Raw genomic sequence first — 24,153 nt, 5'->3', positions numbered from 1 at the left:
CTCCTTACAAGCTTATTAATGGTCTTTACCAACATGAAGAATGGCTAAGAAAGCTTCTTGTGGTAACTCAACGTTACCCACTTGTTTCATGCGTTTCTTACCTTCTTTCTGTTTCTGCAATAGCTTTTTCTTACGGCTGACGTCACCACCATAACACTTCGCTAAGACGTTTTTACGCAATTGCTTCACTGTTGAGCGAGCAATAATGTGATTACCAATCGCAGCCTGAATGGCGATATCAAACTGCTGACGAGGAATGAGTTCCTTCATCTTCTCCACCAATTCCCGGCCACGGTACTGTGCATTATCACGGTGAGTAATCAACGCTAATGCATCAACCCGCTCACCATTAATCAACACATCCACACGAACCATATCAGATGCCTGGAAGCGAGTGAAATTATAATCCAGTGAAGCATAACCGCGGGATGTAGATTTCAATCGGTCGAAGAAATCCAAAACCACTTCAGCCATTGGTATTTCGTAAGTCAGTGCAACCTGTTTACCGTGGTAAACCATGTTAGTTTGCACCCCACGTTTCTCAATACACAACGTAATAACATTCCCCAAATATTCCTGAGGCAACAACATATGGCATTCGGCAATCGGCTCACGTAACTCTTCAATATTATTCAGTGGTGGCAGCTTAGATGGGCTGTCCACATAGAGAACATCGTGGCTGGTCGTTTCCACTTCATAAACAACCGTTGGCGCAGTGGTAATGAGGTCAAGATCATATTCACGTTCCAAACGTTCCTGAATGATCTCCATATGCAGCAGACCAAGGAAACCACAACGGAAACCAAAACCCAGTGCAGTCGAGCTTTCCGGTTCATAGAACAGAGATGCGTCATTCAGACTCAACTTACCCAATGCATCACGGAACCCCTCATAATCATCAGAGCTGATAGGAAACAACCCGGCATAAACCTGTGGCTTGACTTTCTTAAAGCCTGGGAGTGGTTTTTCCGCTGGTTGCCGGGCCAGCGTCAATGTATCCCCCACAGGTGCACCAAGAATGTCTTTAATCGCACACACCAACCAACCCACTTCACCACAACCCAGTACATTGCAGTCAACACGCTTAGGTGTGAAAATCCCAAGACGATCAGCGTTATACACCTGACCGGTACTCATCACCTTGATTTTGTCGCCCTTACGCAGGGTGCCGTTTTTAATCCGAACCAGAGAGACAACACCAAGGTAGTTGTCAAACCATGAGTCGATAATAAGTGCCTGTAATGGCGCTTCAGAATCCCCTTCCGGTGCTGGAATCTCCTTAACTAAACGCTCAATGACGTCTTGTACGCCTACACCTGTTTTGGCTGAACAACGCACGGCATCGGTAGCATCAATACCGACGATATCTTCGATTTCTTCGGCCACACGCTCAGGTTCGGCCGCCGGTAAGTCGATTTTGTTCAGAATAGGAACAACCTCCAGATCCATATCCAGCGCGGTATAACAGTTAGCCAGTGTCTGAGCTTCCACGCCCTGTCCAGCATCAACCACCAGCAATGCCCCTTCACAGGCAGCCAACGAGCGAGATACTTCATAGGAGAAGTCTACGTGCCCCGGAGTGTCGATAAAGTTCAATTGATAGAGTTGACCATCATTCGCCTTGTAATCCAGAGTGACACTTTGTGCTTTAATGGTAATACCACGCTCACGCTCAAGATCCATAGAATCCAGCACTTGCTCTGCCATCTCACGATCTGTTAAACCACCACAAATTTGAATAATACGGTCAGATAACGTCGACTTACCGTGGTCAATGTGAGCAATAATGGAGAAATTTCGTATTTGCTTCATTATAAATATTTTTCTGCCTTGATATTTCTGAATCATTCGCCTAATGGACACACAGAGGGACATAAAGCGACGGTTTATAGGCCGGCCATCGGCCGGAAAGGCTGTATTCTACATGCCAAATCTACGAAAACCTAGTCATGCCTGTGGCTTTAATATGAGACATTAAAAGTTCTGGATAACTAAAACAGATTTATTCCTGATGCTGAATATGAATTGCATCAGGAGGCAAGCCGATTTGTAAAACGACGGGTTGATATTCCTGCTGATTATCCCAATAAGTGGCAACTTTGCGGGCAAAGAAGAACCCTAATGCACCGCCCAACACACCACCACAAAACACCCATAATTGATTGGTTACCCATAGCTGAAAAAGTGCACCCACCAAGAATAAACCAATAAGTGGTGTCAAATAAACCAGCAACGCTGAACGCAATAAGCTCCCTTCCGGGATCCCGACTTCCACTTTCTGCCCCGGCTGTAACGGCTGTAAGATCTCAAGTTCGAGCTGATGTATACCATCAGGCCCCAATTTATTCAGTAAATAAGAACCACACGTCGCGCGTGCCTGGCAACTGCCACAACCAGAAGAGGAACCATAACGTAATAATGCCCTCCCCTGTTGCCAGCGGATTACTGTCGCCCACTCTTTGACCATCAGTTAGCTCCTATAAACGCGACACCCGCAGCAACACGCTTGGCGGTTGCCAGTGGTAATTCACCAATAATTGTCACCTCATTAGCTCCACGTATTACACTATAGATCGTTCGGTGCCCGCGACGGAGAGGATGTTCCGACTTACCGGTTTTATCAACATTAGTCACATTCACTGAAAAACTGAATAAACCATCGCTGAACAGGATGGACTCAAGCGAGTCAGCATTTGACAGTTTACGCCGGCCACGTGAAACCTCGGTGAAACCATCCGGCAATTTCCCTACTTTCCAGTTGAATACCACTTTCTCTGACGATGGAATGACCAGCATGGGTGGCATATTCAGGCGGGTAATAACACTCATTGCATTATCGATATCGCCACCTATTATGGAGGAAACAACCCGAAATTGCTCAAGTGTTTCACTATCACGATCAAGTAAATCGATACGTAATGGCAAATGCGTTTTTTCATCGATCAGTAAAATATAATTATAACGCACTTCATCTTTAGAAGTGATGCGTACAACCCGACAAGGTCTGTCACCTATATGAGTCCGGCCGACATCAATGAAATTGTAGTATTTTTTCAACTGAGTGAAGTCAGCAAAAATAACGGCAGGTAAATAATCAATAATATGATCACCATTAAGACTGAAAGCATCCAATCCAGGTTCAAAATAACTGATCTCATTACCACGCTGGACAATCTCCCTGCGGGAACTATCCATCTGCATGATTTGAGCAATTGGAATACCATTAATAATGGCGTGACGATAACGAACTGAGACAATAGCCTGCTGACTGAGATTAATAAAAGCAAGCTCGTAAGTCAGGGACTGAGTAGCATGACCCATCTCCTGCAACAAAGCCTCAGCGCTGCTGAATTGCGCCGAGACTTGTAAAGGAGTAAACAGGCTGCCCGCCAGCAAAGAGACGGAAAACCAGATATGTTTCATTACGGCTGTTGCGTTCCTAACGATTGCGTTCCGGGAACCGGAATAGCAACCGGTAATGGAATTCTCCGTCTGTCATTTTGCTCAAAATGCACACGGCGGTCGAACTCATATTGTTGCAGCATAATATTAATACGTTTATTACGCTCCTGCACCTGAATACGCTGATCATTGCCAAACATATCATCACCGGAAGGTACTCCCAAACTCACCGGAGAAGCAGATCCCATCATTGGCAATGTGTTAAATGCTGGCGTATCAGATTGATATTCAAGATCCACAGCATTATGACTATTGTATTGTTGCACACCTATCAATACTGCCAGCGAAACACAGGCTGCAACACTCACTTGAGTAATTTGACTCGCCCAAGGGCGAAGTTTTTGCCAGAACGGCATTCTCTGCCAAGTCTCTGGCTGCGGCTGAGATTCAAGAACAGCCCTAGGGTTAAAATGCACAGATTCTTTTTCAAGCGCTAATGCGACCCGGCTCGCAATATCCATATGCAATACTCCGGTCACATCACCACGCAATGCATCACGTATCAAGTGGTAATTTTCCCAGTGTTTCTGCATGGCAGAATCTTTAGATAAAATACTAACGACTTCACTATCAAGAGTTTCGCCATCCATCAGTGCGGAAAGTTTTTCTCTTTGCATGTCAAAGTACCCTTCAGTATTGTTCCACTATTTTTAATTTTAAATCAGTGGTTGAATTTTATCATCAATAGCTTCCCTTGCACGGAAGATACGGGAACGAACAGTACCTACCGGACAATCCATAACAGCAGCTATTTCCTCATAGCTTAACCCATCTAATTCCCTTAACGTTATTGCCATTCGCAAATCTTCAGGAAGAGACTCAATGGTTCGAAAAACCACCTTCCTTAATTCCTCTGACAACATTAAATTCTCAGGGTTCGAAATTTCTTTTAGTGCATTTGACGCTTCATAATTTTCTACGTCATTGACATCCAAATCACTGGATGGCGGACGCCGCCCTTGAGAAATCAAATAGTTCTTCGCAGTGTTAACTGCTATACGATACAACCAAGTGTAAAAAGCACTATCGCCACGAAATGAAGCCAATGCCCGATATGCTTTAATAAATGCCTCCTGCGCAACGTCAGGAACATCACCCTGCGGAATATAGCGGGATACAAGACTCGCCACTTTATGCTGATATCTGATTACCAGTAGGTTAAACGCCTTTTGATCACCTTTCTGCACTCGCTCAACCAGCATTTGATCCGTTAACTGCTCGCTCATCCGAGGTCAAATCTCCCGAAGCAAAGCTCCACATTTATATTTATTGAACCAACCATGATGTCCCGTTTTTCTAAGCAAGCATGGCTTTGAGTAATAAAATTCTGCGAAGTTCAATTTCTGTCATCATTTTGTTGCAATCATAGCCTTTACCCTATCTGATAGGTTAACATGATTTTACCCGTCATCTTCATATATCATCAACTATGCAATCATTATTCCCGCAACATTACAGCGATGTACTTATCATAGGCAGCGGTGTAGCCGGCCTGTCTCTGGCTTTACGGCTGGCCTCGCAATATAAAGTCACTGTATTAAGTAAGAGTATTCTCAGCGAAGGCGCATCCTATTATGCACAGGGGGGTATCGCCGCTGTATTCGATAAAACAGACAGTATCGCATCTCATGTTGAAGATACCCTTATCGCCGGAGCAGGACTTTGCGATAGGAGCGCCGTTGAGTTTACCACCAGCAACGCTCGTCATTGCGTGCAATGGCTGATTGATCAGGGTGTTTTATTTGATACAGAAACCCGTGAAGATGGCAAAAAGCAATATCATCTGACCCGTGAAGGTGGACACAGCCATCGGCGTATTTTGCATCATGCTGATGCAACCGGCAAAGAAGTCGAAACCACACTGGTTGAAAAAACCCTGTCTCATCCGAACATCACAGTAAAAGAGCGTTGCAACGCAGTTGATTTAATTACGTCAAATAAAGCCCAATTCGATGGTCATAACCGAGTCGTTGGCGCTTATATTTGGAACCGCCAGCAGGAACAGGTAGATACCTATCGCGCTAAGGTTGTTGTACTGGCAACCGGTGGTGCAGCTAAGGTCTATCAATACACGACAAATCCCGATATCTCATCCGGTGATGGCATAGCAATGGCATGGCGCGCGGGCTGCCGTATTGCCAATCTGGAATTTAACCAGTTTCACCCGACCTGCCTTTTTCACCCACAGGCGCGTAATTTCCTGCTGACAGAAGCCCTGCGAGGTGAAGGCGCTTATCTGAAACGACCAGATAACAGCCGCTTTATGCCTGATTTTGATGAGCGCGCTGAACTGGCGCCCCGCGATATCGTCGCACGGGCTATTGACCATGAAATGAAACGCCTTGGTGCTGACTGCATGTTTCTGGATATCAGCCATAAGCCAACTGATTTCATTATTCAGCATTTTCCGATGATCTATGAAAAACTGCTAACGCTGGGATTTGATCTGACAAAAGAACCGATCCCCATCGTTCCTGCCGCACATTACACCTGTGGTGGCATAGTCGTCGATCATCAGGGCCACACTGACCTCAACAACTTATATGCTATCGGTGAAGTCAGCTATACTGGCCTGCACGGTGCAAACCGTATGGCATCCAATTCCCTGTTGGAGTGTCTGGTTTATGGCTGGTCTGCGGCGGAAGACATCCAACAAAAAATTGAAAAAATCAAAGAAGTGCCAGAACTCCCTTTCTGGGATGAGAGCCGTGTTGACAATTCAGATGAACAAGTCGTCATTCAACACAACTGGCACGAATTACGTCTATTTATGTGGGATTACGTCGGTATTGTGCGTACAACCAAACGCCTGGAACGCGCATTGCGTCGTATTAATATGCTGCAACAGGAGATTCATGATTATTACTCCAATTTCAGAATCTCTAACAATTTGCTGGAATTACGAAATCTGGTGCAAGTCTCTGAATTAATCGTACGTTGTGCACTGGAAAGGAAAGAGAGCCGGGGCCTGCATTTCACACTGGATTATCCCGACATACTGCCAGAATCGAAGCCAACAATTCTAACCCCTTGATTTTTAATAGCATAACCACGTCCAGCGTGGTTTTTTCAATAATGTGATTCTTTCAATAATAGAGATAGAAATCCGTGACTAATTGCTGAAATTCCCGTGTATATACACCATCTGGCTGACGAATGACCAATTCACTGATTAAGCCCGTTGCTTCCTTACGGGAAAATGTCAATAACACCCGGTGTAATGGCTTACCTTGCCTGTCGCGGATATTGACTCGATGATGAGAAAACCACCCCATCTGACATGCCATTGTTTCAAATACTTCACCAATAACATACGGCAATACCACACAAAACAGACCATCAGATGTAATCAACTTCCCGACATATTGCAATAACCGCTGATGAGTTAGAGAACCGGTATAACGAGCTTGTTCCCTTGCCTCATTCCGGCAGGCAACAGCCGGTTCAAAATAGGGGGGATTACTGACAATTAAATCATAATATTGTGAATACCGATCAGTGAAATCACCAATATCCTGCTGATAAACATTTATTTTTCTCTGCCACGGAGATTGCTCTATATTCTCTTGAGCTTGCAATGCAGCATCGGTATCCAGTTCCACTGCATCAATTTTGGTATTCTCATCTGTACGCTGTGCCAACATCAAAGCAATTAACCCGCTGCCGCAACCGATATCCAAAATTGCTTTTTTACCACAAACCGGAGCCCACGCGCCCAATAGAACGCCATCGGTCCCTACTTTCATCGCACATCGGTCATGGCCGACAAAAAATTGCTTAAAAGTGAATCCTCCCCGGCGACAAGGTTGTTTCTGTTTCAAATTAATAACCTGCATCTGTGTCAGCACAACAAAATTTTGCCATAGAATAAGGGTTATTATGTTCCGATAAAAGCTATCTGCCTTAATGACAGCTTTAATAGATGAACAATACGCCCAACCTGTTTATAATCGGCGGCCTAAACAGAGGTATATAATGACTGCAACAAACTTTTCTGAGCTCGATCTTGATGAACGCCTGCTTGATGCTCTAAATGATAAAGGTTACTCCCGCCCAACAGCAATTCAGGCTGCTGCTATTCCGGCAGCAATGGATGGACGTGATGTTCTGGGTTCCGCGCCTACTGGAACAGGTAAAACCGCAGCTTACCTGCTGCCAATTCTGCAACACTTACTCGATTTTCCACGCAAAAAATCTGGGCCGCCACGCATTTTGATCCTGACACCAACCCGTGAACTGGCAATGCAAGTGGCAGACCAGGCAAAAGAACTGGCGGCACATACCAATCTGGATATTGCTACGATTACCGGCGGTGTGGCCTATATGAACCACGCAGAAGTTTTCAGCGAGAATCAGGATATCGTCGTCGCCACCACTGGCCGTCTGCTGCAATATATCAAAGAAGAAAACTTTGATTGCCGGGCAGTTGAAACACTCATCCTTGATGAAGCAGATCGTATGCTGGATATGGGTTTTGCCAATGATATTGAAACCATCGCGGGCGAAACCCGTTGGCGCAAACAGACCATGCTGTTCTCTGCGACTTTGGAAGGGGAAGCCATCCGTGATTTTGCAGAACGCTTGCTGGAAGATCCGGTTGAAATTGATGCAGAGCCGTCACGTCGTGAACGCAAAAAAATTCAGCAATTCTACTACCGTGCAGACAGTCTGGAACACAAAACAGCCCTGCTTTGCCATTTACTGAAACAATCGGATGTCACTAAATCCATTATTTTTGTTCGCAAACGTGAACGTGTACATGAGCTTGTAGACGGACTGCGTCAAGCCGGTATCAAAGCCTGGTTCCTTGAAGGGGAAATGGTACAGGCTAAAAGGACAGAGGCTGTTAAGCGTTTGAATGATGGCAGTGTCAATGTTCTGGTTGCCACTGATGTTGCTTCACGCGGATTAGATATTGATGATATCAGTCATGTTTTCAACTTCGATTTACCACGCACCGCCGATGTTTACCTGCATCGTATCGGCCGGACGGCTCGTGCTGGTCGCAAAGGCACCGCAATTACCTTAGTAGAAGCACATGATCATGTTTTATTAGGTAAAATCAGCCGCTATCTGAACGAACCACTGAAGTCACGAATTGTTGACGAACTTCGCCCAACAACCAAATCACCAAGTGAGAAAACCAGCAATAAGCCTTCGAAAAAAGTATTGGCTAAACGCAAAGAGAAAAAGAAAACGGAAGAATCGAAGAAAAAAGAGAAAATACGTCATCGGGATAGCAAAAATATCGGTAAACGCCGTAAACCTACCGGTAATCCAAAACCTGAAGTTCCAACCGTTAGCGATAAGTAAATCTTTAAACGGGCCAGTTGGATCAGCCCGTTTATATTTTATTTCAAATAATATCGGCTGATTTGTTGAGCTTTCAACCAATTATTAACTTTATCATATTCAGCCTGCATCTTATGGCTGCGTACTTTTAACGGTGTAAGATTGAAATAGATCTGGAACGTTGACTGCTGCTTATTCTGTAATGTGGGATCAGCACCTGACTTCAACAATATCAACGCCAGTTCTGGTGAATTAATTTTAGCTGCAATATGTAATGGAGTATCCCCAACCCGATTAGCCAAGTTGGGGTTAGCTCCTGCCATCAGCAGTAATTCAACCTGAATCTTTCTCCCTACCTGAACCGCAGCATGTAAAGGCGTTGCTAAAGTGACAGGATGAGTAATATTCACATCAGGCACAACTGATAATAAAGATTTAAGATAATCAGGATTACTGATTTTTGCAGCCGTATGTAAAGCAGTTTCTTGTTGTAAACCCGGTTGAGCGGGATCAGCCCCCTCTTTCAGCAAAGTATTAATATCATTCATTCGCTGATTGAATATCGCCCATTGCAGCGGATTTATATTTTCTTCATTCTGTTGAAAATTCGGTTCAGATTCAAACTCAACGACTTCACAAATTTTCATAATACCCCTTTGCAATCATGCAGAAACGCTTAGATTTGGTTCGTTAAGCATCACCAAAGATTCTTCTTGCTGTTCATTATTTAAAGATATCCAAGGCTTATATATAGTTAATAATTCCAACACCTTTTTAAGAGAATGTGCACTGAATCCACGCATCAGAGCAGGCAACCATTTGTTCGATTCTTCCAAATCACCATTATATTTCAGCAAAATTTTATGCCCTATCGGCTGGGACACTGGCAGTTTCTGTTGTAATGAATCAAGCAAGTCATATTCCACAACATAATGCCGTATCAACCCATTCTCAGCGATATTTCTGCCCTCTTGTGGTGAAAGCCCCAGATTTTTCATCATACTGTCGGAAACACCGGCTGAATTAAATATCACCGCAGGCTTTCCAACTGATAATGCAGCTGTTGCCGCTAATCCTCCCCCCAAAGAATGCCCAGTAAATAACATATTTTCCCCAAACGCCATTTTGGCAGTACGCGCTAAATCAACAGCCTGATGATATTGCGCTTCATCAAACCCAAAACCTTGCCGTAAGTTAGTCAATATATCTTTCAAATCGTTAGTACCCGCAAAAGCAACGATATGGAGATCACCATTACGATAAATACCTGCCTGAAAACCCGTTGTTTCATTTCTCAGATTTTCCGGTTCTATTCCTGCCTTTAATAACTCATCATCAGAAAGACGGACATAATCACCAATTCCCATAGTGGCTCTTATATAGACATCATCAGAAATCAAAGCCAACATATAATCAATTTCATGAGATTGCTTACTACTAATTTGTTCAGACTTAATTCCTGTTATTGACTTTAAATTAACGTTAATACTTTGCTCATTAATTAATGATTGATAGGTTATATTATTCTGTTTAGTCGTTTCCGAAAGCAGAAAAACTTCAGTGGCCGCTTTCTTAATATTCTGGGTTGAAACAGAAGATGGTGTAACAAATTCAGGCTTATTTGAAACAGGAAAACCTGAATCGACGGATAGACTGATACCAATTGATAAACTCATGAACTTCCCCTAAGGATAGTTGAAACTAATTAGCTATTTAATTGGTGCAATTAATCTATCGGCAGGAAACAACACAAGGTTAAACAAATGTTTAAATTTTGTTAACAAAGAAAATGAATTGTGATTTCTATCTCTGATATCAGATCAACTTCTACCTAGTATTTATCAGCAATTTGAATATCAGTAACTATTTCTATCTCCACATTCATGTAACAAACCAAATTATCAAGAATATCATCCTGGTTATTTGGTCAAACCAATATCTTTGATGACGGTATACCAGCACGAATGAGGATACTCATTGATTCAACTCAGTTAATTTCGTATAGTTAATATAAATATATTTCAACCCTATAGTTGAAATATATTTATAGCTAACAACAAAGAAATTATTTTGATAAATTTTCAAAAATACTTCACAACATTGAAATAGTTATCAAAAATTTCATTTTAGTGTTCATTCATATACAGGATCTTAAGAATTAAGTCGTTCAAAACACGCATCCAATGTTTTGTTTTTAGACGACTTTCTTTGCGGTGTTTTGAATGCATTCTGGGATAAATAGGCTTTGGCTTTTTCCAGCCAAAAACACGTTTCCGACCATGCCCTTTGGAGGAGATTTTCTATTATGGGTTTTAACCAGATCTCCGTATTTTGGGCCGCTTTAAGCAGTGAAACCGCTGGGAATAATCGCCTTGCCAGCGAGCGTCTGAGCAACAACGCTAATAAGCTCAGCCAGATAAGCCCCGTGACCAACGTTTCTTTTCGTGTCGTAAACCGGTGCCAGTTCGTGTGTGATTTGAGTTCTTTAAACAACAGTTCTATTTGCCAGCGGCAACGATAAATATCCATGATGTCATTGGCTGTAAATTCCTCGACTGATAAGTTAGTCAGCCAGAGACAGAAACGTTTTTCTTCAGCAAACCAACGGCGGATCAGGCGAAACTCATAGCCATTACGCCGACAAATCAGATCCAACACCTCAGAACGATTCGTTCTGCGTGTCACGGATTTCAGGGGCTTATCGGACAGCTTCGATAAGATTTTTCCCTGACCATTGCGTGCCCTGATTATTTGGGGATTAAGCGATTTACCGCCCCGCACAATAAACGAACCGCCTGAGCGTGAGAGTTGTTCAAAATACTCAAAATCGACATAACCGGCATCCGCTAATAATAATTGGTCATGCAATGTTGCCGGAATAGGCAGGTGAGTCCGCTCAGAGGCGGTATCTGCAGTAACAGCCATTTTCACGGGAGACTGGGTTAATAATGACAAGGTCATGTGACATTCCACTGCCGCTGCGGTTGCCTGAAATCGACAAGGAAAAACATCAGCCAGTGCCGAATGGACTTTAAATGAACTGCCATCCTGTAAAATAACATTTTGAAATTTGGCGAGTTTTTTGGGCAGGACGAGGTGCTTTTCAGCCCATTGTGCCATGGCAAACCTGACCAATATTTTGACAAATTCAACAAAAGCCGCTTTCCGTAGCTGATTATAAAAAGGACGGTAGCTAACGTGTTGTTTTTCATCGGGGCACAGGCCATTAAATTTTTGGTGTAGCTGAGCTATAGACGTCACTTTCCCCGAACTGAGCGCTGTGATAAGACTGAGAATAAGCGTATGAGGCTCGATATTTCTCACGCGCTGAATAAACCCGCAGCGAAGCGCCATTTTTTGCAAAGAAACGTCACTGAAGAATTGCATTAATTGGTGTTTTATAGCGATAATCGTCACAGGCTTCATCCGTGGTTTTGGTATTAGTTTGGCGACGATTATCAGATCATAAATGAAGCCTTTTTTCTATCTAAAATATACAGTTACTGCTTAAGAGCCTGTATATGAGTGTTCATTAAAGGTTTCCCTCTGATTTTGGAATCGGTAAGCTAACATCCATCTGGTAATCATATAAAAAGGATTTGCTATGTCCGCATCTCTCACATGGCACGACGTGATCGGTAACGAGAAAAAACAACCTTACTTTCTCGACACACTGGCTTATGTCGCTAAAGAACGTCAGGCAGGTAAAACCATTTATCCGCCGCAACAGGATGTATTTAATGCATTCCGCTACACCGAATTGGCTGATGTTAAGGTTGTGATACTTGGGCAAGACCCTTACCACGGCCCTAATCAGGCACATGGACTCTCTTTCTCAGTTCAACCTGGTATTCCTGCGCCACCTTCACTGGTCAATATGTACAAAGAGCTGGTATCCGATATACCCGGTTTCCAAAGCCCAAATCACGGCTACCTCATCAGTTGGGCCAAACAAGGGGTGCTCTTGCTCAATACCGTATTAACCGTAGAACGTGGTAACGCTCACTCTCACGCAAACCTGGGCTGGGAAACGTTCACTGATAAAGTCATAGCCGCGATTAACGAGCACCGTTCAGGCGTAATTTTTCTTCTTTGGGGATCTCACGCCCAGAAGAAAGGCAACTTTATTGATACCAATAAACACCATGTTCTCAAAGCACCTCACCCTTCTCCACTATCGGCCCACAGAGGATTCTTTGGCTGTAAACACTTTTCAAAAACCAATGAATTGCTGGAAAAACAAGGAATGGTACCAATTAACTGGACACCTGAGTTGCCACAGTAAAAAAATGCCGCCCCGGTTGGAGCGGCATTGATTATCTATACTGAGCTAAAATTACTTTGATACGGCTACCATTGCTGGACGCAACAAGCGGCCATTTAAGGTATACCCTTTCTGCATGACCATCATGACATGATTCGGTTCATGCTGATCAGACTCCATCATGGTCATGGCCTGATGCACTTCAGGATTAAAAGGAACATCTGTGTCGCCAACAACTTCAATACCAAATTTACTCACAACCCCAAGGAAAGACTTCAACGTCAGTTCAATACCTTCAAGCATTGGCGCTATTTCGGTATTGGTGCGATCTGCTGCTTCTAAAGCACGCTCAAGATTATCAATCACTGGTAACAGTTCATTAGCAAATCTTTCCAACCCGAATTTATGGGCTTTTTCTATATCTTGCTCAGTACGACGACGGATATTTTCAACTTCAGCTTTAGCACGCAAAATGGCGTCACGTTCACACTGTTGTGCCTGTCTGAGCTGTTCTTCCAGCTCTGCGACACGCGGCTCAACAACGCTTTCAGTCTCTGATGCTTCTGCTTTATCCGCACTGTTTTGCTGTTCAGATACAACTTCCATATCTTCCGAGACTTGCTCGTCAGGCATTTTTTGTTCTTTACTACTCATGAATATCTCCGCGTATTTGGCATTAATCTCGCTACTTAGCTTATTATGGGGATCTAAACTGGGGATTCAAGGGAACCCGTCATATTGTGAGGACAAAACCTCTTGCTGAAGGAAATTACAACGATGAATAAAAAATTCAAATGCATTGGTATTGTTGGTCATCCTCGTCACCCAGAAGCACTGGCTACCCATGAAATGCTTTACCATTGGTTAAAATCCAAAGGTTACTGCGTCATTGTTGATCGCCAGGTAGCCAAAGATATTGGTTTAAAAGATGCACAGACCGGCGGCCTGACTGAAATTGGTAAACAAGCTGATTTAGCCGTCGTTGTTGGTGGCGACGGCAATATGCTGGGGGCAGCCCGGGTTCTTTCCCGTTATGACATTAAAGTCATTGGGATTAACAGAGGTAATCTGGGTTTTCTGACGGATTTAGATCCTGATAATGCCCTGCAACAACTTTCTGAAGTACTGGATGGCGAATACCGGAATGAACAACGTTTCTTGCTGGAAGCACAGGTCAGAAGAAACGGCCAGAAACCCCGTATCAGTACCGCAATCAACGAAGTCGTTCTCCATCCTGGGAAAGTGGCTCACATGATTGAATTCGAAGTTTATATTGATGAACGTTTTGCTTTTTCCCAACGCTCTGACGGATTGATTATCGCAACACCAACGGGTTCGACTGCTTACTCACTTTCCGCAGGGGGGCCGATTCTGACACCTAACTTGGATGCTATCGTCCTAGTGCCGATGTTCCCGCATACATTATCTGCCCGCCCATTGGTCATCAGTAGCGAAAGCAGCATCAGACTGAAATTTTCCCAAAACAGCAGCGATTATGAAGTCAGTTGCGATAGCCAGATAGTTCTGCCCATACAGGATGGAGAAGATGTAATTATTAGTCGTAGCAAACAGAAGCTCAATCTCATTCACCCTAAAGATTATAATTACTTCAATACATTAAGCACAAAACTAAGCTGGTCTAAAAAAATGTTCTAAAAAAACAGGCTTCACTCCTTTACTGTATAAAAAACCAGTTTATACTGTATGGAAATACAGAGGTGTTTTTATACACAGGAGAGGCATGATGCTCACCCAGTTAACTATTAGCAACTTTGCCATTGTTCGTGAGCTTGAAATTGATTTCCGGTCAGGTATGACAGCCATCACGGGTGAAACCGGTGCCGGTAAATCCATCGCAATTGATGCATTAGGTTTATGTCTGGGCAATCGCGGTGAGACCAACATGGTACGTAACGGCGCTTCCCGTGCTGATATTTGCGCCCATTTTTCTCTTTCTGATGCAGCTTCTGCCCGCCAATGGCTAGAAGAACGTCAACTTGATGACAATAATGAATGCTTGCTGCGCCGTACCATAACTTTAGATGGACGCTCAAGGGGCTTTATCAATGGAACGGCTGTACCACTTTCCCAATTACGTGAACTGGGCGCTCACCTTATTCAGATTCACGGTCAACACGCCCATCAATTACTCTTGGAGAGTGGTCACCAAAAACGCCTGCTCGATACTTACGCTAATCAGTTCAATCTACAAAATGAGATGAAACAGGTCTATCAGAAATGGCACCAAAGCTGTCAGGATCTGGCACAATTCCAACAACAGGCTCTTGAGCGCCAATCTCGTCAACAGCTGCTGGAATATCACCTAAAAGAGCTAAACGAATTAGCCCCACAGCCAGGTGAATATCAAGAACAAGATAATGAATACAAACGGCTGGCAAACCGTGGTCAGCTTCTATCGGTTAGTCAGAATGCCCTCCAGCTACTGAGTGATAATGATGAGCAAAATATTATCAGTCTGTTGAATTACGCTAAACACGAGCTGGCAGAACTCATCACAATAGATGATAAATTCGGTAACCTGCTGACTATGCTGGAAGAAGCATCCATCCAAATTAATGAAGTCAGCGACGAACTCCGCCACTATGGTGATCAACTGGATATGGATCCAAATCGCCTGTTTGAACTGGAGCAAAAAATTTCGCAGCAAATCAGAGTAGCCCGTAAACACCATGTTGTACCGGAAGAGCTTCCCTCACTATATCAACAATTACGGGAAGAACAGCAACTGCTGGCACAACAAGAAAATGACAGTGCTCATCTCAGTGAACAGGTTAACAGACACCATAAACAAGCATTAGAAGTAGCAGAAAAGCTGCATCTGGTTCGCCAGCAATACGCTAAAGAGTTAAGTGAGCTAATTACTAGCAGTATGCATCAGCTTTCCATGCCTCATGGTCGCTTGACCGTTGATGTCTCTTTTGCGCCTGAGCACTTAAATGCTGATGGCGCAGATAAAGTTGAATTTAATGTCACCACTAACCCTGGTCAGCCACACCAATCACTGGCGAAAGTCGCCTCAGGTGGTGAACTTTCCCGTATTGCACTGGCAATTCAGGTTATAACAGCCAAGAAAATGGAAACTTCAGCCCTGATATTCGATGAAGTGGACGTGGGTATCAGTGGCCCTACAGCCGCAATTGTCGGTCGTCTGTTACGTGAGTTAGGCGAATCTACACAGGTCATGTGCGTCACTCACCTGCCCCAGGTAGCTGGTTGCGGTCACCAGCATTTTTATGTCAGTAAACAGACCGATGGTGAAGCAACTGAAACTCAAATGCAATTACTGGACAAAAAAGCCAGATTACAAGAGCTGGCGCGGCTTCTTGCAGGCAGTGAAGTCACAAAAAATACCCTGGCAAACGCAAAAGAGCTGCTGGCGGCATAATATGACACAACTTTTACGGATATTTGGGGTCATAGCTAAAACTTGTAAAGGTTTTCAATCTCGTCAAGGTCTATTATTATCAACACCCTGACTCCAAAAGGAATGTAATTACCATGCGCTGTAAAATGTTGACTGCCGCTGCTGTATCATTCGTTATGCTGACTGCGGGTTGCTCTACGTTGGAACGGGCTGTTTATCGCCCTGACATTAATCAAGGGAACTATCTGACACCTGCTAATGTATCAAAAATCCACAAGGGGATGACCCAGCAACAGGTAGCCTATACATTAGGAACACCCATGTTACAGGACCCGTTTGGTACTCAAACATGGTTTTATGTGTTTCGTCAGCAACCTGGGCATGAAAAAGTGACTCAGCAAACCCTAACACTGACGTTTGACAGTAAAGGTGTACTGACTGACATTAGAAACGAAAACTCACTTACTGAGAATCTTCAATAATCAAAGAAATATAGACAGCGAGTCATAAAAACAGATGACTCGTTGTCTATTGACAAATTATTGAGCATTATTTTTAGCCCGTTCAGCACGCTTACGACGCATTTCTTTTGGATCGGCTAACAATGGGCGATAAATTTCCACCCTATCACCCTCTTCCAAGATATCCGTCAGCTTGGCAGGACGGCTATAAATTCCAACTTTATTTTTTTGCAGATCAATATCATTACGCAAAGTCAGCAGACCTGATGCAACAATTGCCTGCTCTACAGTCGCACCTTGGGACAATTTCACAGTGTGCAGATATTGGCGGTCAGGCAGTGCATAAACAACTTCGACATTGATATCAGGCACTATAAACCTCGCGAGCACGCAGAGTAAAAGCCTGTATCATACTTCCAGCCAATTCTTTAAAAATCTTGCCGAAAGCTAATTCAATCAGCTTATTAGTGAATTCAAAATCAAGATGAAGCTCAACTTTACAGGCATCTTCACTCAGAGGTATGAACTGCCAACCTCCCATCAACTTACGAAAAGGCCCATCCACCAGTTGCATATTAATGCTTTGGTTATCAGCCAGGATATTCCGGGTAACAAAAGTCTTGCTTATACCCGCTTTGGAAACATCGACTGACGCAGTCATCTCATGACGACTGATGCTCAACACACGGCTACCGACACACCCCGGAAGAAAATCCGGATAAGAACTCACATCATTGACCAATTTGTACATTTGTTCCACGCTGTACGGTACTAACGCAGAGCGACTAATCTGTGGCATATCATTTCCTGTAAGGCTCAATTGTGGCAAATAATATCACCTATACGCGATTAAAGAAAAACCTGTCAGCGTATAATGCAATAAATACTCATTAATCAGCAAATATGCTGCGGGAAAAGATTTCTTTCATCAAAGCATTCAGTATAATGCATACACTATGACAAAGAAAAAAGCACACAAACCCGGTTCGGCAACCATTGCCATGAATAGACGAGCTCGTCACGAATACTTCATTGAAGAAGAATTTGAGGCTGGCCTCTCGTTACAAGGATGGGAAGTCAAATCACTGCGCGCTGGTAAAGCAAATATCAGCGACAGTTACGTTTTACTCAAAGATGGCGACGCTTATCTTTTTGGTGCCACCATCACTCCGTTAAATGTAGCTTCTTCCCATGTCGTCTGTGATCCTATGCGTTCACGCAAACTCTTACTCAACCAGCGCGAACTTGACTCATTATACGGTCGAGTCAATCGTGAAGGTTATACTGTTGTTGCCTTATCCCTCTATTGGAAAAACGCCTGGTGTAAAGTCAAGATTGGCGTTGCAAAAGGTAAAAAGGCACACGATAAACGTTCAGATATCAAAGAACGTGAATGGAAATTAGACAAAGCACGTATTATGAAGAATGCTGGGCGATAATCGCTGGCATTATAGTTTAATATTCTGATATACTTGTTTTTAACATACTTGGGGCTGATTCTGGATTCGACGGGATTCGCGAAACCCAAGGTGCATGCCGAGGGGCGGTTGGCCTCGTAAAAAGCCGCAAAAAAATAGTCGCAAACGACGAAAAATACGCAATAGCAGCTTAATAACCTGCATATCGCCCTCTCTCCCTAGCCTCCGCTCTTAGGACGGGGATCAAGAGAGGTCAAACCCAAAAGAGATCGCGTGGATGCCTTGCCTGGGGTTGAAGCGTTAAATCTAATCAGGCTAGTTTGTTAGTGGCGTGTCTGTCCGCAGCTGGCAAGCGAATGTAAAGATTAGACTAAGCATGTAGTACCGAGGATGTAGGAATTTCGGACGCGGGTTCAAATCCCGCCAGCTCCACCAATTTTTAGTATTATGACGTATACTGAAGTCTACGAAGCCCGCTTGGAACCAGCCTTGCGGGCTTTTTTACGTCTACAGAAGTCTACTGAGATTTGCTAGAAGCTACTACTTATGGCACCCTTTTTGGGACCCAACACAAAGGGTCCAAAACTAGAGGGTCCCAAATGGCAAAGCTCGCTAAGAAACTCACCGATACTGAAATCAAAAATACCAAACCTGCAGATAAAGAAATCAGCCTGTTTGATGGCGATGGCTTACTTCTCCGGATAGCCCCCATCGCAAAAGGTGGGAAGAAAAATTGGTATCTCAGGTATCCCGTGCCAGTGACTAAAAAACGGACGAAGATGAGTCTTGGGACCTACCCTCATCTCACCTTAGCGAGAGCAAGAGCTTTACGTGATGAATATCTCACCTTACTTGCCAATGGCATCGACCCACAGATCCATAACAACGATAAAGCCAATGCCCTAAAGGATGCTACTGAACACACTCTACAAGCTGTCGCTCGGAAGTGGTTAGATGAGAAGGTAAAGACCTCGGGTATCTCACAAGACCACGCAAAAGACATTTGGCGTAGCCTTGAACGAAACATCCTTCCCGGTCTGGGTAATGTCCCTATCAAAGAAATACGCCCTAAGCTCTTAAAGCAGCATCTTGATCCTATTGAGCAACGTGGTGTTCTGGAAACCTTACGGCGCATAATTTCACGACTGAATGAAATTTTCCGCTATGCCACAACAGAAGAACTCATAGAGTTCAACCCAGCGGACAACCTCAGCCAACGTTTCAGTAAGCCTAAAAAGCAAAATATGCCAGCCCTACCCCCAAATGAGCTACCGCGATTCATGATTGCTTTATCTAACGCCTCTATCCGTCTTGAGACGCGTCTGCTGATTGAATGGCAGTTGTTGACTTGGGTTCGTCCCGGTGAAGCCGTTCGGGCGCGTTGGGCAGATATTGATGTAGAGAATAAATTTTGGAACATCCCGCCAGAGTTCATGAAGATGAAACGGCCTCATAAGGTTCCGCTTAGCAAAGAAGCGCTTCGAATTCTCGAAAAAATGCAGCCAATCAGCGGACATCGTGAGTGGGTTTTCCCCAGCATCAAAGCACCTCTTAATCATATGCATGAGCAAACAGCCAATGCCGCCATCATTAGAATGGGATTCGGTGGTGAACTGGTTGCTCACGGTATGCGTTCTATAGCCAGAACAGCCGCAGAGGAATCTGGTAAGTTCAGAACGGAAGCTCTTGAAGCGGCTCTTGCTCACTCGAAAAGAGACGAGATCGCCGCAGCTTATAACCGTGCCGAATATCTTGCTGAAAGAGTGGCATTAATGCAGTGGTGGGGAGATTGCGTTTTGGCGCAAAAAAACAAGTCTATAGCAGCCTGAAAACCCCAGCGAATTTGAGTCTATCTGCACGATGAGATAGAATCAGCAACAAAAGGTGTTAAACCCATTGACAAAACTGGGCGGTTTGCGCATGGTTTATCAGATAAGTCGAAGACAATCCCATCGAGGATAGACAGACATTTTAGCTAACATTCTCACTATTTGAATACGGAAGTTTTATGGCTACTACACAACAATTGAAAGTAAAAGAGCTAGTTTTAGATCTCAAAAATTTTCGAACAGTCGCCCAAGATAATGAAATTGATGCCATCAAAGCTATGATTACTATCAGTCCCGATTATTTTTGGGGGCTAATGAATAGCTTACTTGATGATGGATACCTTCCGACAGAAAACATTATCATACTTCGCGAAAATAACATATATTTTGTAAAAGAGGGAAATCGTCGCATCGCTTCACTTAAAATAATACATGGATATATAGATAAGAATAATTTTGACTTGCCATCAGAAATAGAAAATAGAATAAATGTGTTGCCGAATACATGGCGAGTTCAAAATGAAATGATCCCATGCACAATTTATGATACAAATGAGGCAGATTTAGTCGATAAAATCGTTACCCTTACTCATGGTAAAGGTCAAAAAGCTGGACGTGATGACTGGGAAACCGTTGCTCGAGCGAGACATAACCAGCAAGTAAATTCAGCCCCTGAGTATGGTTTAACACTGCTTGAGAAATACCTTGAACATGGTCAAAACTATTCAACTGAACAAAAGCTAAGATGGTCAGGAAAATATAACCTATCTGTTTTAAATGAAGCGCTCCCCAAAATATATGAGAGAGTTGACTGCACTTCAGTTATGGATCTAGCACTAAACTATCCAAACATAAAATATAAAAAAGAATTAGAATCAGTTATCTATGCTATTGGTTTAGAGGAATTGAAGTTTCCTGATATTCGTACATCCAGTGATTTCTTAATACGGTACGGGTTTCCACCACTGAATACGAAAAAAAACACGACCAATAGCAACTCAAATAATACATCCTCAACTACCCCAAATGGTCCTACAGGGACTAATAACTCATCCGCAAACAATTCATCACAGAATAGTTCAGGTGGTTCTGGAACAAATGGAACCGCTGCGAATAGCTCAACGCCAAATAGCAATACTTCTGCAGCTAATAATGGTTCTTCGTCTACAAAAAAATCAGCCACCTCAACAAACGATATAAAAACAGTAAGAAAATTATTGCGTAGCCTGAAACTATTTGGACCAAATAGATCAAAACTATTCGATATTAGAAAAGAAATGGAAAAATTAAAGCCTGAGGAACATCCCATCGCATTTATTTTTCTTCTAAGATGTATGATTGAAATATCTGCTAAGGCGTATTGTGATGACATAAGTTCACCCCAAGGCTCTCCAAAATATGTTAAAGCAGATGGTAGCGACAGAAACCTAGCCGATGTATTAAGAGACATTGTAAGTTATTTAACTCAAAACAAAACTGACAAACAAATGGTAAAATTATTACATGGCCCATTAACAGAAATAACGCGCCAAGATGGTTTATTGTCAATAACCTCGATGAACCAGCTAGTGCATAATCCAAACTTTGTTATCCGTAGTAATGATATTCCGGGTCTTTTTGTATGCATTTTCCCACTAATTCAAAAAATGAATAACTAATTATGGCTAAATATAGAACACCATTAAGATACCCCGGCGGGAAACAAAAACTAACCCCTTTTGTTTTGGAACTAATTATTGCGAACGGAATGGAAGGCTGTCAATACGTTGAACCGTATGCAGGTGGAGCCGGTGTTGCAATGCAGCTTCTCATTGATGGACATGTGAAAAATGTCCATCTCAATGACTCATCTTATCATATCTATGCATTTTGGCATTCAATATTAAACAATACGGAAAAATTCTGTAATCAGATATCTAAGTCATTATTAAATATTGATGAATGGAAAAAGCATCGTGAAGTAGTACGTCATCCATCAGAGCATAGTATTTTTGATGTTGGTTTTTCGACCTTTTATTTAAATAGAACTAATCGTTCAGGAGTATTAACTGGCGGTGTTATTGGTGGATTATCACAAGAAGGTAAATGGAAAATTGATGCAAGATTTCCACATTCAGAGCTAATAAATCGTATAGAGTTAATTGCATCAAAAAAAGATAGTGTTTTTGTTTATAATAAAGATGCAGAGGATTTTTTTGCTGAAAATGTTATAGCCTTTCCCGAAGATACTTTTATGTATTGTGATCCACCTTACTTTGATAAAGCAAGTGGCCTATATCTTAATTATTATAAGCCAGAAGACCATGAACGAATAGCTAATACAATACAAACAATCGATAATATCAAATGGATTGTTTCATATGATGGTGTTGAAAACATACTCAGCTATTATAAAAACAGGAAAAAATTCCTCTATCAGCTTCAATACAATGTAGCTAAAGTATATAAAGGAAACGAAGTTTTCATTTTTTCAGATGATATGGTCATTCCCAGAGATTCTGGCTTAAACTATATTTCTCATGCATTGAAGAATAATCCACAAGTATTTGAAGCACGTATTTGATTTAAAGCACTATGAACATGTTATAACATATGTTGTTAAAAGGGCGTTTCGGCCCTTTTTTCGAGGGCGTTCAGAATTCTGTGTCACGTTAATTTAGCGGTTACAACGTTATCACATTATCCAAACGCCCTTCAAAGTAAATATAGAGTTGCGACAGCGTTAGATTCCAGCTCTGTATTGGCATTGTCCATTTTTCCTGTGCATTGAGAAGCCCCAGATAAAGCAGTTTCATCAGACTGTTTTCGTTCGGGAACGCCCCTTTCGTTTTTGTCAGTTTCCTGAACTGACGGTGGACTGACTCGATGGCATTGGTTGTGTAAATCACCTTGCGGATGCCCGCCGGATAGCGGAAATAACCCGACAGGTTACCCCACTTACGACGCCAGCTCTGGATGACTACCGGATACTGTTGACTCCATTTCGCATCCAGTTCGTCCAGCGCGCTTTCTGCTGCGTCTTTTGAGACCGCACGATACACGGGTTTCAGATCAGCCATGAAGGCTTTGTGGTGCTTTGAAGCTACGTATTTGATGGAGTTACGGATCTGGTGAATGACGCACAGCTGCACCTCCGTTTGCGGGTATATGCTGTTGATCGCTTCCGGGAAGCCTGTCAGGCCATCAACGCAGGCGATGAGAATATCTTTCAGTCCGCGGTTTTGCAGGTCTGTCAGCACGGATAGCCAGAAGTTTGCGCCTTCGTTTTCAGACAGATACAACCCAAGGACTTCCTTTTTTCCCTCAAGATTGAGCGCCAGTACGGTATAGACAGCCTTACTCACGTAACGACCCTCCTCACGGATTTTGTAATGGATGGCGTCCAGCCAGATAAAGGGATAAATGGCTTCCAGCGGGCGCTGCTGCCACTGTTTTAACTCGGGAATGACCTTGTCTGTCACAGCGCTGATGGTGGCGCTAGGGACGCTGAAGGCGTACAGGTCTTCAATTTCCCGGCTGATATCGGTGTAGCTCATCCCGAGGGCAAACAGGCGGATAATCTTCCGCTCTATCTCGTCTGATAACGTGGTCTGGTGCTTCTTAACCCGTTGGGGCTCAAAAGTCCCATTACGATCCCGTGGTGTAGCCAGTTCAAAGTTACCGGTCGGGGCTTTGATGGTCTTTTTGGTGGAACCATTCTTCCGGTTAGTCTCAAGGTCATTAGCCAGATAGGAGTCAAGTTCGGCAGCCAGAGCGGCTTCAGTAAGCTGCTTAATCAATGGGGTCAGGATGCCATTCTTACCGGTCAGTGCCTGACCCTCCTGAAGCGCTTTCAGGGCTTTGTCGAAATCGAAAGATTGAGTCATGTATCATTCCTTTTTGAGATATATTACTGGAATGACACAGAATTTCTAACACTCCCCTTTTTCCCCCATTAATTAATATACTATAAAGTTAGATCCTCCCTTTACTCAGAACCAACTATCAAATCTCAGTGTGTGCTTTTTCATGTAAGCCCACCTAATATAGCTTAACAGGTGGA

Annotated in this window: 23 protein-coding genes and 1 other RNA gene; 11 read left to right on the top strand and 13 right to left on the bottom strand. The window is 43.2% G+C overall.

The window, feature by feature from the left end; translation table 11 throughout:
* Positions 1 to 15: 15 nt before the first annotated feature.
* The 5 genes from lepA to rpoE all read right to left on the bottom strand — a co-directional run bounded on the left by lepA (position 16) and on the right by rpoE (position 4,688).
* The gene (gene lepA, locus ACUN2T_RS08600; protein WP_445497109.1) at positions 16 to 1,812 is read right to left on the bottom strand and encodes a translation elongation factor 4; all 1,797 of its coding nucleotides are present in this window, start codon (positions 1,810 to 1,812) and stop codon (positions 16 to 18) included.
* A 190-nt stretch (positions 1,813 to 2,002) separates the two neighbouring features.
* On the bottom strand, positions 2,003 to 2,467 hold the full coding sequence (gene rseC, locus ACUN2T_RS08595) for a SoxR-reducing system protein RseC (protein ID WP_445497108.1): 465 nt from the start codon (positions 2,465 to 2,467) through the stop codon (positions 2,003 to 2,005).
* Positions 2,467 to 3,423, bottom strand: coding sequence for a sigma-E factor regulatory protein RseB (gene rseB / locus ACUN2T_RS08590; RefSeq protein ID WP_445497107.1), 957 nt, complete (start codon positions 3,421 to 3,423; stop codon positions 2,467 to 2,469). Before rseB ends, rseC begins: the two co-directional genes overlap by 1 nt.
* Positions 3,423 to 4,079, bottom strand: a complete 657-nt coding sequence (gene rseA / locus ACUN2T_RS08585; RefSeq protein ID WP_445497106.1) for an anti-sigma-E factor RseA — start codon at positions 4,077 to 4,079, stop codon at positions 3,423 to 3,425. Before rseA ends, rseB begins: the two co-directional genes overlap by 1 nt.
* A gap of 39 nt (positions 4,080 to 4,118) precedes the next feature.
* Positions 4,119 to 4,688 (bottom strand): RNA polymerase sigma factor RpoE, encoded by a 570-nt coding sequence (gene rpoE, locus ACUN2T_RS08580; RefSeq protein ID WP_445497105.1) that lies wholly within the window; start codon positions 4,686 to 4,688, stop codon positions 4,119 to 4,121.
* A 203-nt stretch (positions 4,689 to 4,891) separates the two neighbouring features.
* Between rpoE and nadB the strand changes: the two genes are divergently transcribed.
* Positions 4,892 to 6,496 (top strand): L-aspartate oxidase, encoded by a 1,605-nt coding sequence (gene nadB / locus ACUN2T_RS08575; protein ID WP_445497104.1) that lies wholly within the window; start codon positions 4,892 to 4,894, stop codon positions 6,494 to 6,496.
* Between the two features lie 52 nt (positions 6,497 to 6,548).
* Here the strand turns inward: nadB and trmN are convergent, their stop codons facing one another.
* Positions 6,549 to 7,298: a tRNA(1)(Val) (adenine(37)-N(6))-methyltransferase TrmN gene (gene trmN / locus ACUN2T_RS08570; RefSeq protein WP_445497103.1), complete on the bottom strand. Its 750-nt coding sequence runs from the start codon at positions 7,296 to 7,298 to the stop codon at positions 6,549 to 6,551.
* A 139-nt stretch (positions 7,299 to 7,437) separates the two neighbouring features.
* Between trmN and srmB the strand changes: the two genes are divergently transcribed.
* Entirely contained in the window at positions 7,438 to 8,775 is a 1,338-nt protein-coding gene (srmB, locus tag ACUN2T_RS08565; protein WP_445497102.1) for an ATP-dependent RNA helicase SrmB, read from the top strand.
* 38 nt (positions 8,776 to 8,813) lie between these two features.
* Here the strand turns inward: srmB and ACUN2T_RS08560 are convergent, their stop codons facing one another.
* The 3 genes from ACUN2T_RS08560 to ACUN2T_RS08550 form a co-directional block, all read right to left on the bottom strand.
* Entirely contained in the window at positions 8,814 to 9,401 is a 588-nt protein-coding gene (locus tag ACUN2T_RS08560; protein WP_445497101.1) for an ankyrin repeat domain-containing protein, read from the bottom strand.
* A 15-nt stretch (positions 9,402 to 9,416) separates the two neighbouring features.
* Positions 9,417 to 10,430 (bottom strand): phospholipase, encoded by a 1,014-nt coding sequence (locus ACUN2T_RS08555; protein WP_445497100.1) that lies wholly within the window; start codon positions 10,428 to 10,430, stop codon positions 9,417 to 9,419.
* Positions 10,431 to 10,905: 475 nt separating this feature from the next.
* Positions 10,906 to 12,171, bottom strand: a complete 1,266-nt coding sequence (locus tag ACUN2T_RS08550) for an IS4 family transposase (protein WP_323840803.1) — start codon at positions 12,169 to 12,171, stop codon at positions 10,906 to 10,908.
* Between the two features lie 187 nt (positions 12,172 to 12,358).
* Between ACUN2T_RS08550 and ung the strand changes: the two genes are divergently transcribed.
* Positions 12,359 to 13,039 carry a uracil-DNA glycosylase gene (ung, locus tag ACUN2T_RS08545; RefSeq protein ID WP_445497099.1) on the top strand — a complete coding sequence of 227 codons (681 nt, stop codon included), beginning with the start codon at positions 12,359 to 12,361 and terminating at the stop codon, positions 13,037 to 13,039.
* Positions 13,040 to 13,090: 51 nt separating this feature from the next.
* On the opposite strand, the gene grpE is transcribed toward ung, so the two are convergent.
* The gene (gene grpE, locus ACUN2T_RS08540; protein ID WP_445497098.1) at positions 13,091 to 13,672 is read right to left on the bottom strand and encodes a nucleotide exchange factor GrpE; all 582 of its coding nucleotides are present in this window, start codon (positions 13,670 to 13,672) and stop codon (positions 13,091 to 13,093) included.
* A 123-nt stretch (positions 13,673 to 13,795) separates the two neighbouring features.
* Here grpE and nadK point away from each other — a divergent pair, with 123 nt between their 5' ends.
* The 3 genes from nadK (at position 13,796) to bamE (ending at position 16,885) form a co-directional block, all read left to right on the top strand.
* On the top strand, positions 13,796 to 14,674 hold the full coding sequence (gene nadK, locus ACUN2T_RS08535) for an NAD(+) kinase (protein WP_445497097.1): 879 nt from the start codon (positions 13,796 to 13,798) through the stop codon (positions 14,672 to 14,674).
* 88 nt (positions 14,675 to 14,762) lie between these two features.
* Positions 14,763 to 16,424 carry a DNA repair protein RecN gene (gene recN, locus ACUN2T_RS08530; RefSeq protein WP_445497836.1) on the top strand — a complete coding sequence of 554 codons (1,662 nt, stop codon included), beginning with the start codon at positions 14,763 to 14,765 and terminating at the stop codon, positions 16,422 to 16,424.
* A 113-nt stretch (positions 16,425 to 16,537) separates the two neighbouring features.
* A complete protein-coding gene (bamE, locus tag ACUN2T_RS08525) occupies positions 16,538 to 16,885 on the top strand; it encodes an outer membrane protein assembly factor BamE (protein WP_445497096.1) in 348 nt (115 codons plus the stop codon).
* Positions 16,886 to 16,942: 57 nt separating this feature from the next.
* On the opposite strand, the gene ACUN2T_RS08520 is transcribed toward bamE, so the two are convergent.
* Both ACUN2T_RS08520 and ACUN2T_RS08515 read right to left on the bottom strand, forming a co-directional pair.
* Entirely contained in the window at positions 16,943 to 17,236 is a 294-nt protein-coding gene (locus tag ACUN2T_RS08520) for an RnfH family protein (protein ID WP_445497095.1), read from the bottom strand.
* Positions 17,229 to 17,663: a type II toxin-antitoxin system RatA family toxin gene (locus tag ACUN2T_RS08515; RefSeq protein ID WP_036843021.1), complete on the bottom strand. Its 435-nt coding sequence runs from the start codon at positions 17,661 to 17,663 to the stop codon at positions 17,229 to 17,231. Before ACUN2T_RS08515 ends, ACUN2T_RS08520 begins: the two co-directional genes overlap by 8 nt.
* A gap of 157 nt (positions 17,664 to 17,820) precedes the next feature.
* Between ACUN2T_RS08515 and smpB the strand changes: the two genes are divergently transcribed.
* The 5 genes from smpB to ACUN2T_RS08490 all read left to right on the top strand — a co-directional run bounded on the left by smpB (position 17,821) and on the right by ACUN2T_RS08490 (position 22,674).
* Entirely contained in the window at positions 17,821 to 18,303 is a 483-nt protein-coding gene (smpB, locus tag ACUN2T_RS08510) for an SsrA-binding protein SmpB (RefSeq protein WP_015833415.1), read from the top strand.
* A 50-nt stretch (positions 18,304 to 18,353) separates the two neighbouring features.
* Positions 18,354 to 18,717: a transfer-messenger RNA gene (ssrA, locus tag ACUN2T_RS08505) on the top strand.
* Positions 18,718 to 18,881: 164 nt separating this feature from the next.
* Positions 18,882 to 20,111 carry an integrase domain-containing protein gene (locus tag ACUN2T_RS08500; RefSeq protein ID WP_445497094.1) on the top strand — a complete coding sequence of 410 codons (1,230 nt, stop codon included), beginning with the start codon at positions 18,882 to 18,884 and terminating at the stop codon, positions 20,109 to 20,111.
* A gap of 179 nt (positions 20,112 to 20,290) precedes the next feature.
* On the top strand, positions 20,291 to 21,769 hold the full coding sequence (locus tag ACUN2T_RS08495; protein ID WP_445497093.1) for a hypothetical protein: 1,479 nt from the start codon (positions 20,291 to 20,293) through the stop codon (positions 21,767 to 21,769).
* Between the two features lie 2 nt (positions 21,770 to 21,771).
* The gene (locus ACUN2T_RS08490) at positions 21,772 to 22,674 is read left to right on the top strand and encodes a DNA adenine methylase (RefSeq protein ID WP_445497092.1); all 903 of its coding nucleotides are present in this window, start codon (positions 21,772 to 21,774) and stop codon (positions 22,672 to 22,674) included.
* Between the two features lie 100 nt (positions 22,675 to 22,774).
* Here ACUN2T_RS08490 and ACUN2T_RS08485 read toward each other — a convergent pair whose 3' ends face one another.
* Positions 22,775 to 23,977 carry an IS256 family transposase gene (locus ACUN2T_RS08485; protein WP_445497091.1) on the bottom strand — a complete coding sequence of 401 codons (1,203 nt, stop codon included), beginning with the start codon at positions 23,975 to 23,977 and terminating at the stop codon, positions 22,775 to 22,777.
* Positions 23,978 to 24,153: the final 176 nt, after the last annotated feature.

This window comes from Photorhabdus machadonis (assembly GCF_052657765.1).
Note: the sequence above shows the minus strand (reverse complement) of the source record. Positions and strands in the feature narration are given on the sequence as shown.

Bases quoted from the DNA above. Each gene is read 5' to 3' on its own strand.
- lepA (WP_445497109.1), bottom strand. From the start codon at position 1,812: ATGAAGCAAATACGAAATTTCTCCATTATTGCTCACATTGACCACGGT.
- rseC (WP_445497108.1), bottom strand. From the start codon at position 2,467: ATGGTCAAAGAGTGGGCGACAGTAATCCGCTGGCAACAGGGGAGGGCA.
- rseB (WP_445497107.1), bottom strand. From the start codon at position 3,423: ATGAAACATATCTGGTTTTCCGTCTCTTTGCTGGCGGGCAGCCTGTTT.
- rseA (WP_445497106.1), bottom strand. From the start codon at position 4,079: ATGCAAAGAGAAAAACTTTCCGCACTGATGGATGGCGAAACTCTTGAT.
- rpoE (WP_445497105.1), bottom strand. From the start codon at position 4,688: ATGAGCGAGCAGTTAACGGATCAAATGCTGGTTGAGCGAGTGCAGAAA.
- nadB (WP_445497104.1), top strand. From the start codon at position 4,892: ATGCAATCATTATTCCCGCAACATTACAGCGATGTACTTATCATAGGC.
- trmN (WP_445497103.1), bottom strand. From the start codon at position 7,298: ATGCAGGTTATTAATTTGAAACAGAAACAACCTTGTCGCCGGGGAGGA.
- srmB (WP_445497102.1), top strand. From the start codon at position 7,438: ATGACTGCAACAAACTTTTCTGAGCTCGATCTTGATGAACGCCTGCTT.
- ACUN2T_RS08560 (WP_445497101.1), bottom strand. From the start codon at position 9,401: ATGAAAATTTGTGAAGTCGTTGAGTTTGAATCTGAACCGAATTTTCAA.
- ACUN2T_RS08555 (WP_445497100.1), bottom strand. From the start codon at position 10,430: ATGAGTTTATCAATTGGTATCAGTCTATCCGTCGATTCAGGTTTTCCT.
- ung (WP_445497099.1), top strand. From the start codon at position 12,359: ATGTCCGCATCTCTCACATGGCACGACGTGATCGGTAACGAGAAAAAA.
- grpE (WP_445497098.1), bottom strand. From the start codon at position 13,672: ATGAGTAGTAAAGAACAAAAAATGCCTGACGAGCAAGTCTCGGAAGAT.
- nadK (WP_445497097.1), top strand. From the start codon at position 13,796: ATGAATAAAAAATTCAAATGCATTGGTATTGTTGGTCATCCTCGTCAC.
- recN (WP_445497836.1), top strand. From the start codon at position 14,763: ATGCTCACCCAGTTAACTATTAGCAACTTTGCCATTGTTCGTGAGCTT.
- bamE (WP_445497096.1), top strand. From the start codon at position 16,538: ATGCGCTGTAAAATGTTGACTGCCGCTGCTGTATCATTCGTTATGCTG.
- ACUN2T_RS08515 (WP_036843021.1), bottom strand. From the start codon at position 17,663: ATGCCACAGATTAGTCGCTCTGCGTTAGTACCGTACAGCGTGGAACAA.
- smpB (WP_015833415.1), top strand. From the start codon at position 17,821: ATGACAAAGAAAAAAGCACACAAACCCGGTTCGGCAACCATTGCCATG.
- ACUN2T_RS08500 (WP_445497094.1), top strand. From the start codon at position 18,882: ATGGCAAAGCTCGCTAAGAAACTCACCGATACTGAAATCAAAAATACC.
- ACUN2T_RS08495 (WP_445497093.1), top strand. From the start codon at position 20,291: ATGGCTACTACACAACAATTGAAAGTAAAAGAGCTAGTTTTAGATCTC.
- ACUN2T_RS08490 (WP_445497092.1), top strand. From the start codon at position 21,772: ATGGCTAAATATAGAACACCATTAAGATACCCCGGCGGGAAACAAAAA.
- ACUN2T_RS08485 (WP_445497091.1), bottom strand. From the start codon at position 23,977: ATGACTCAATCTTTCGATTTCGACAAAGCCCTGAAAGCGCTTCAGGAG.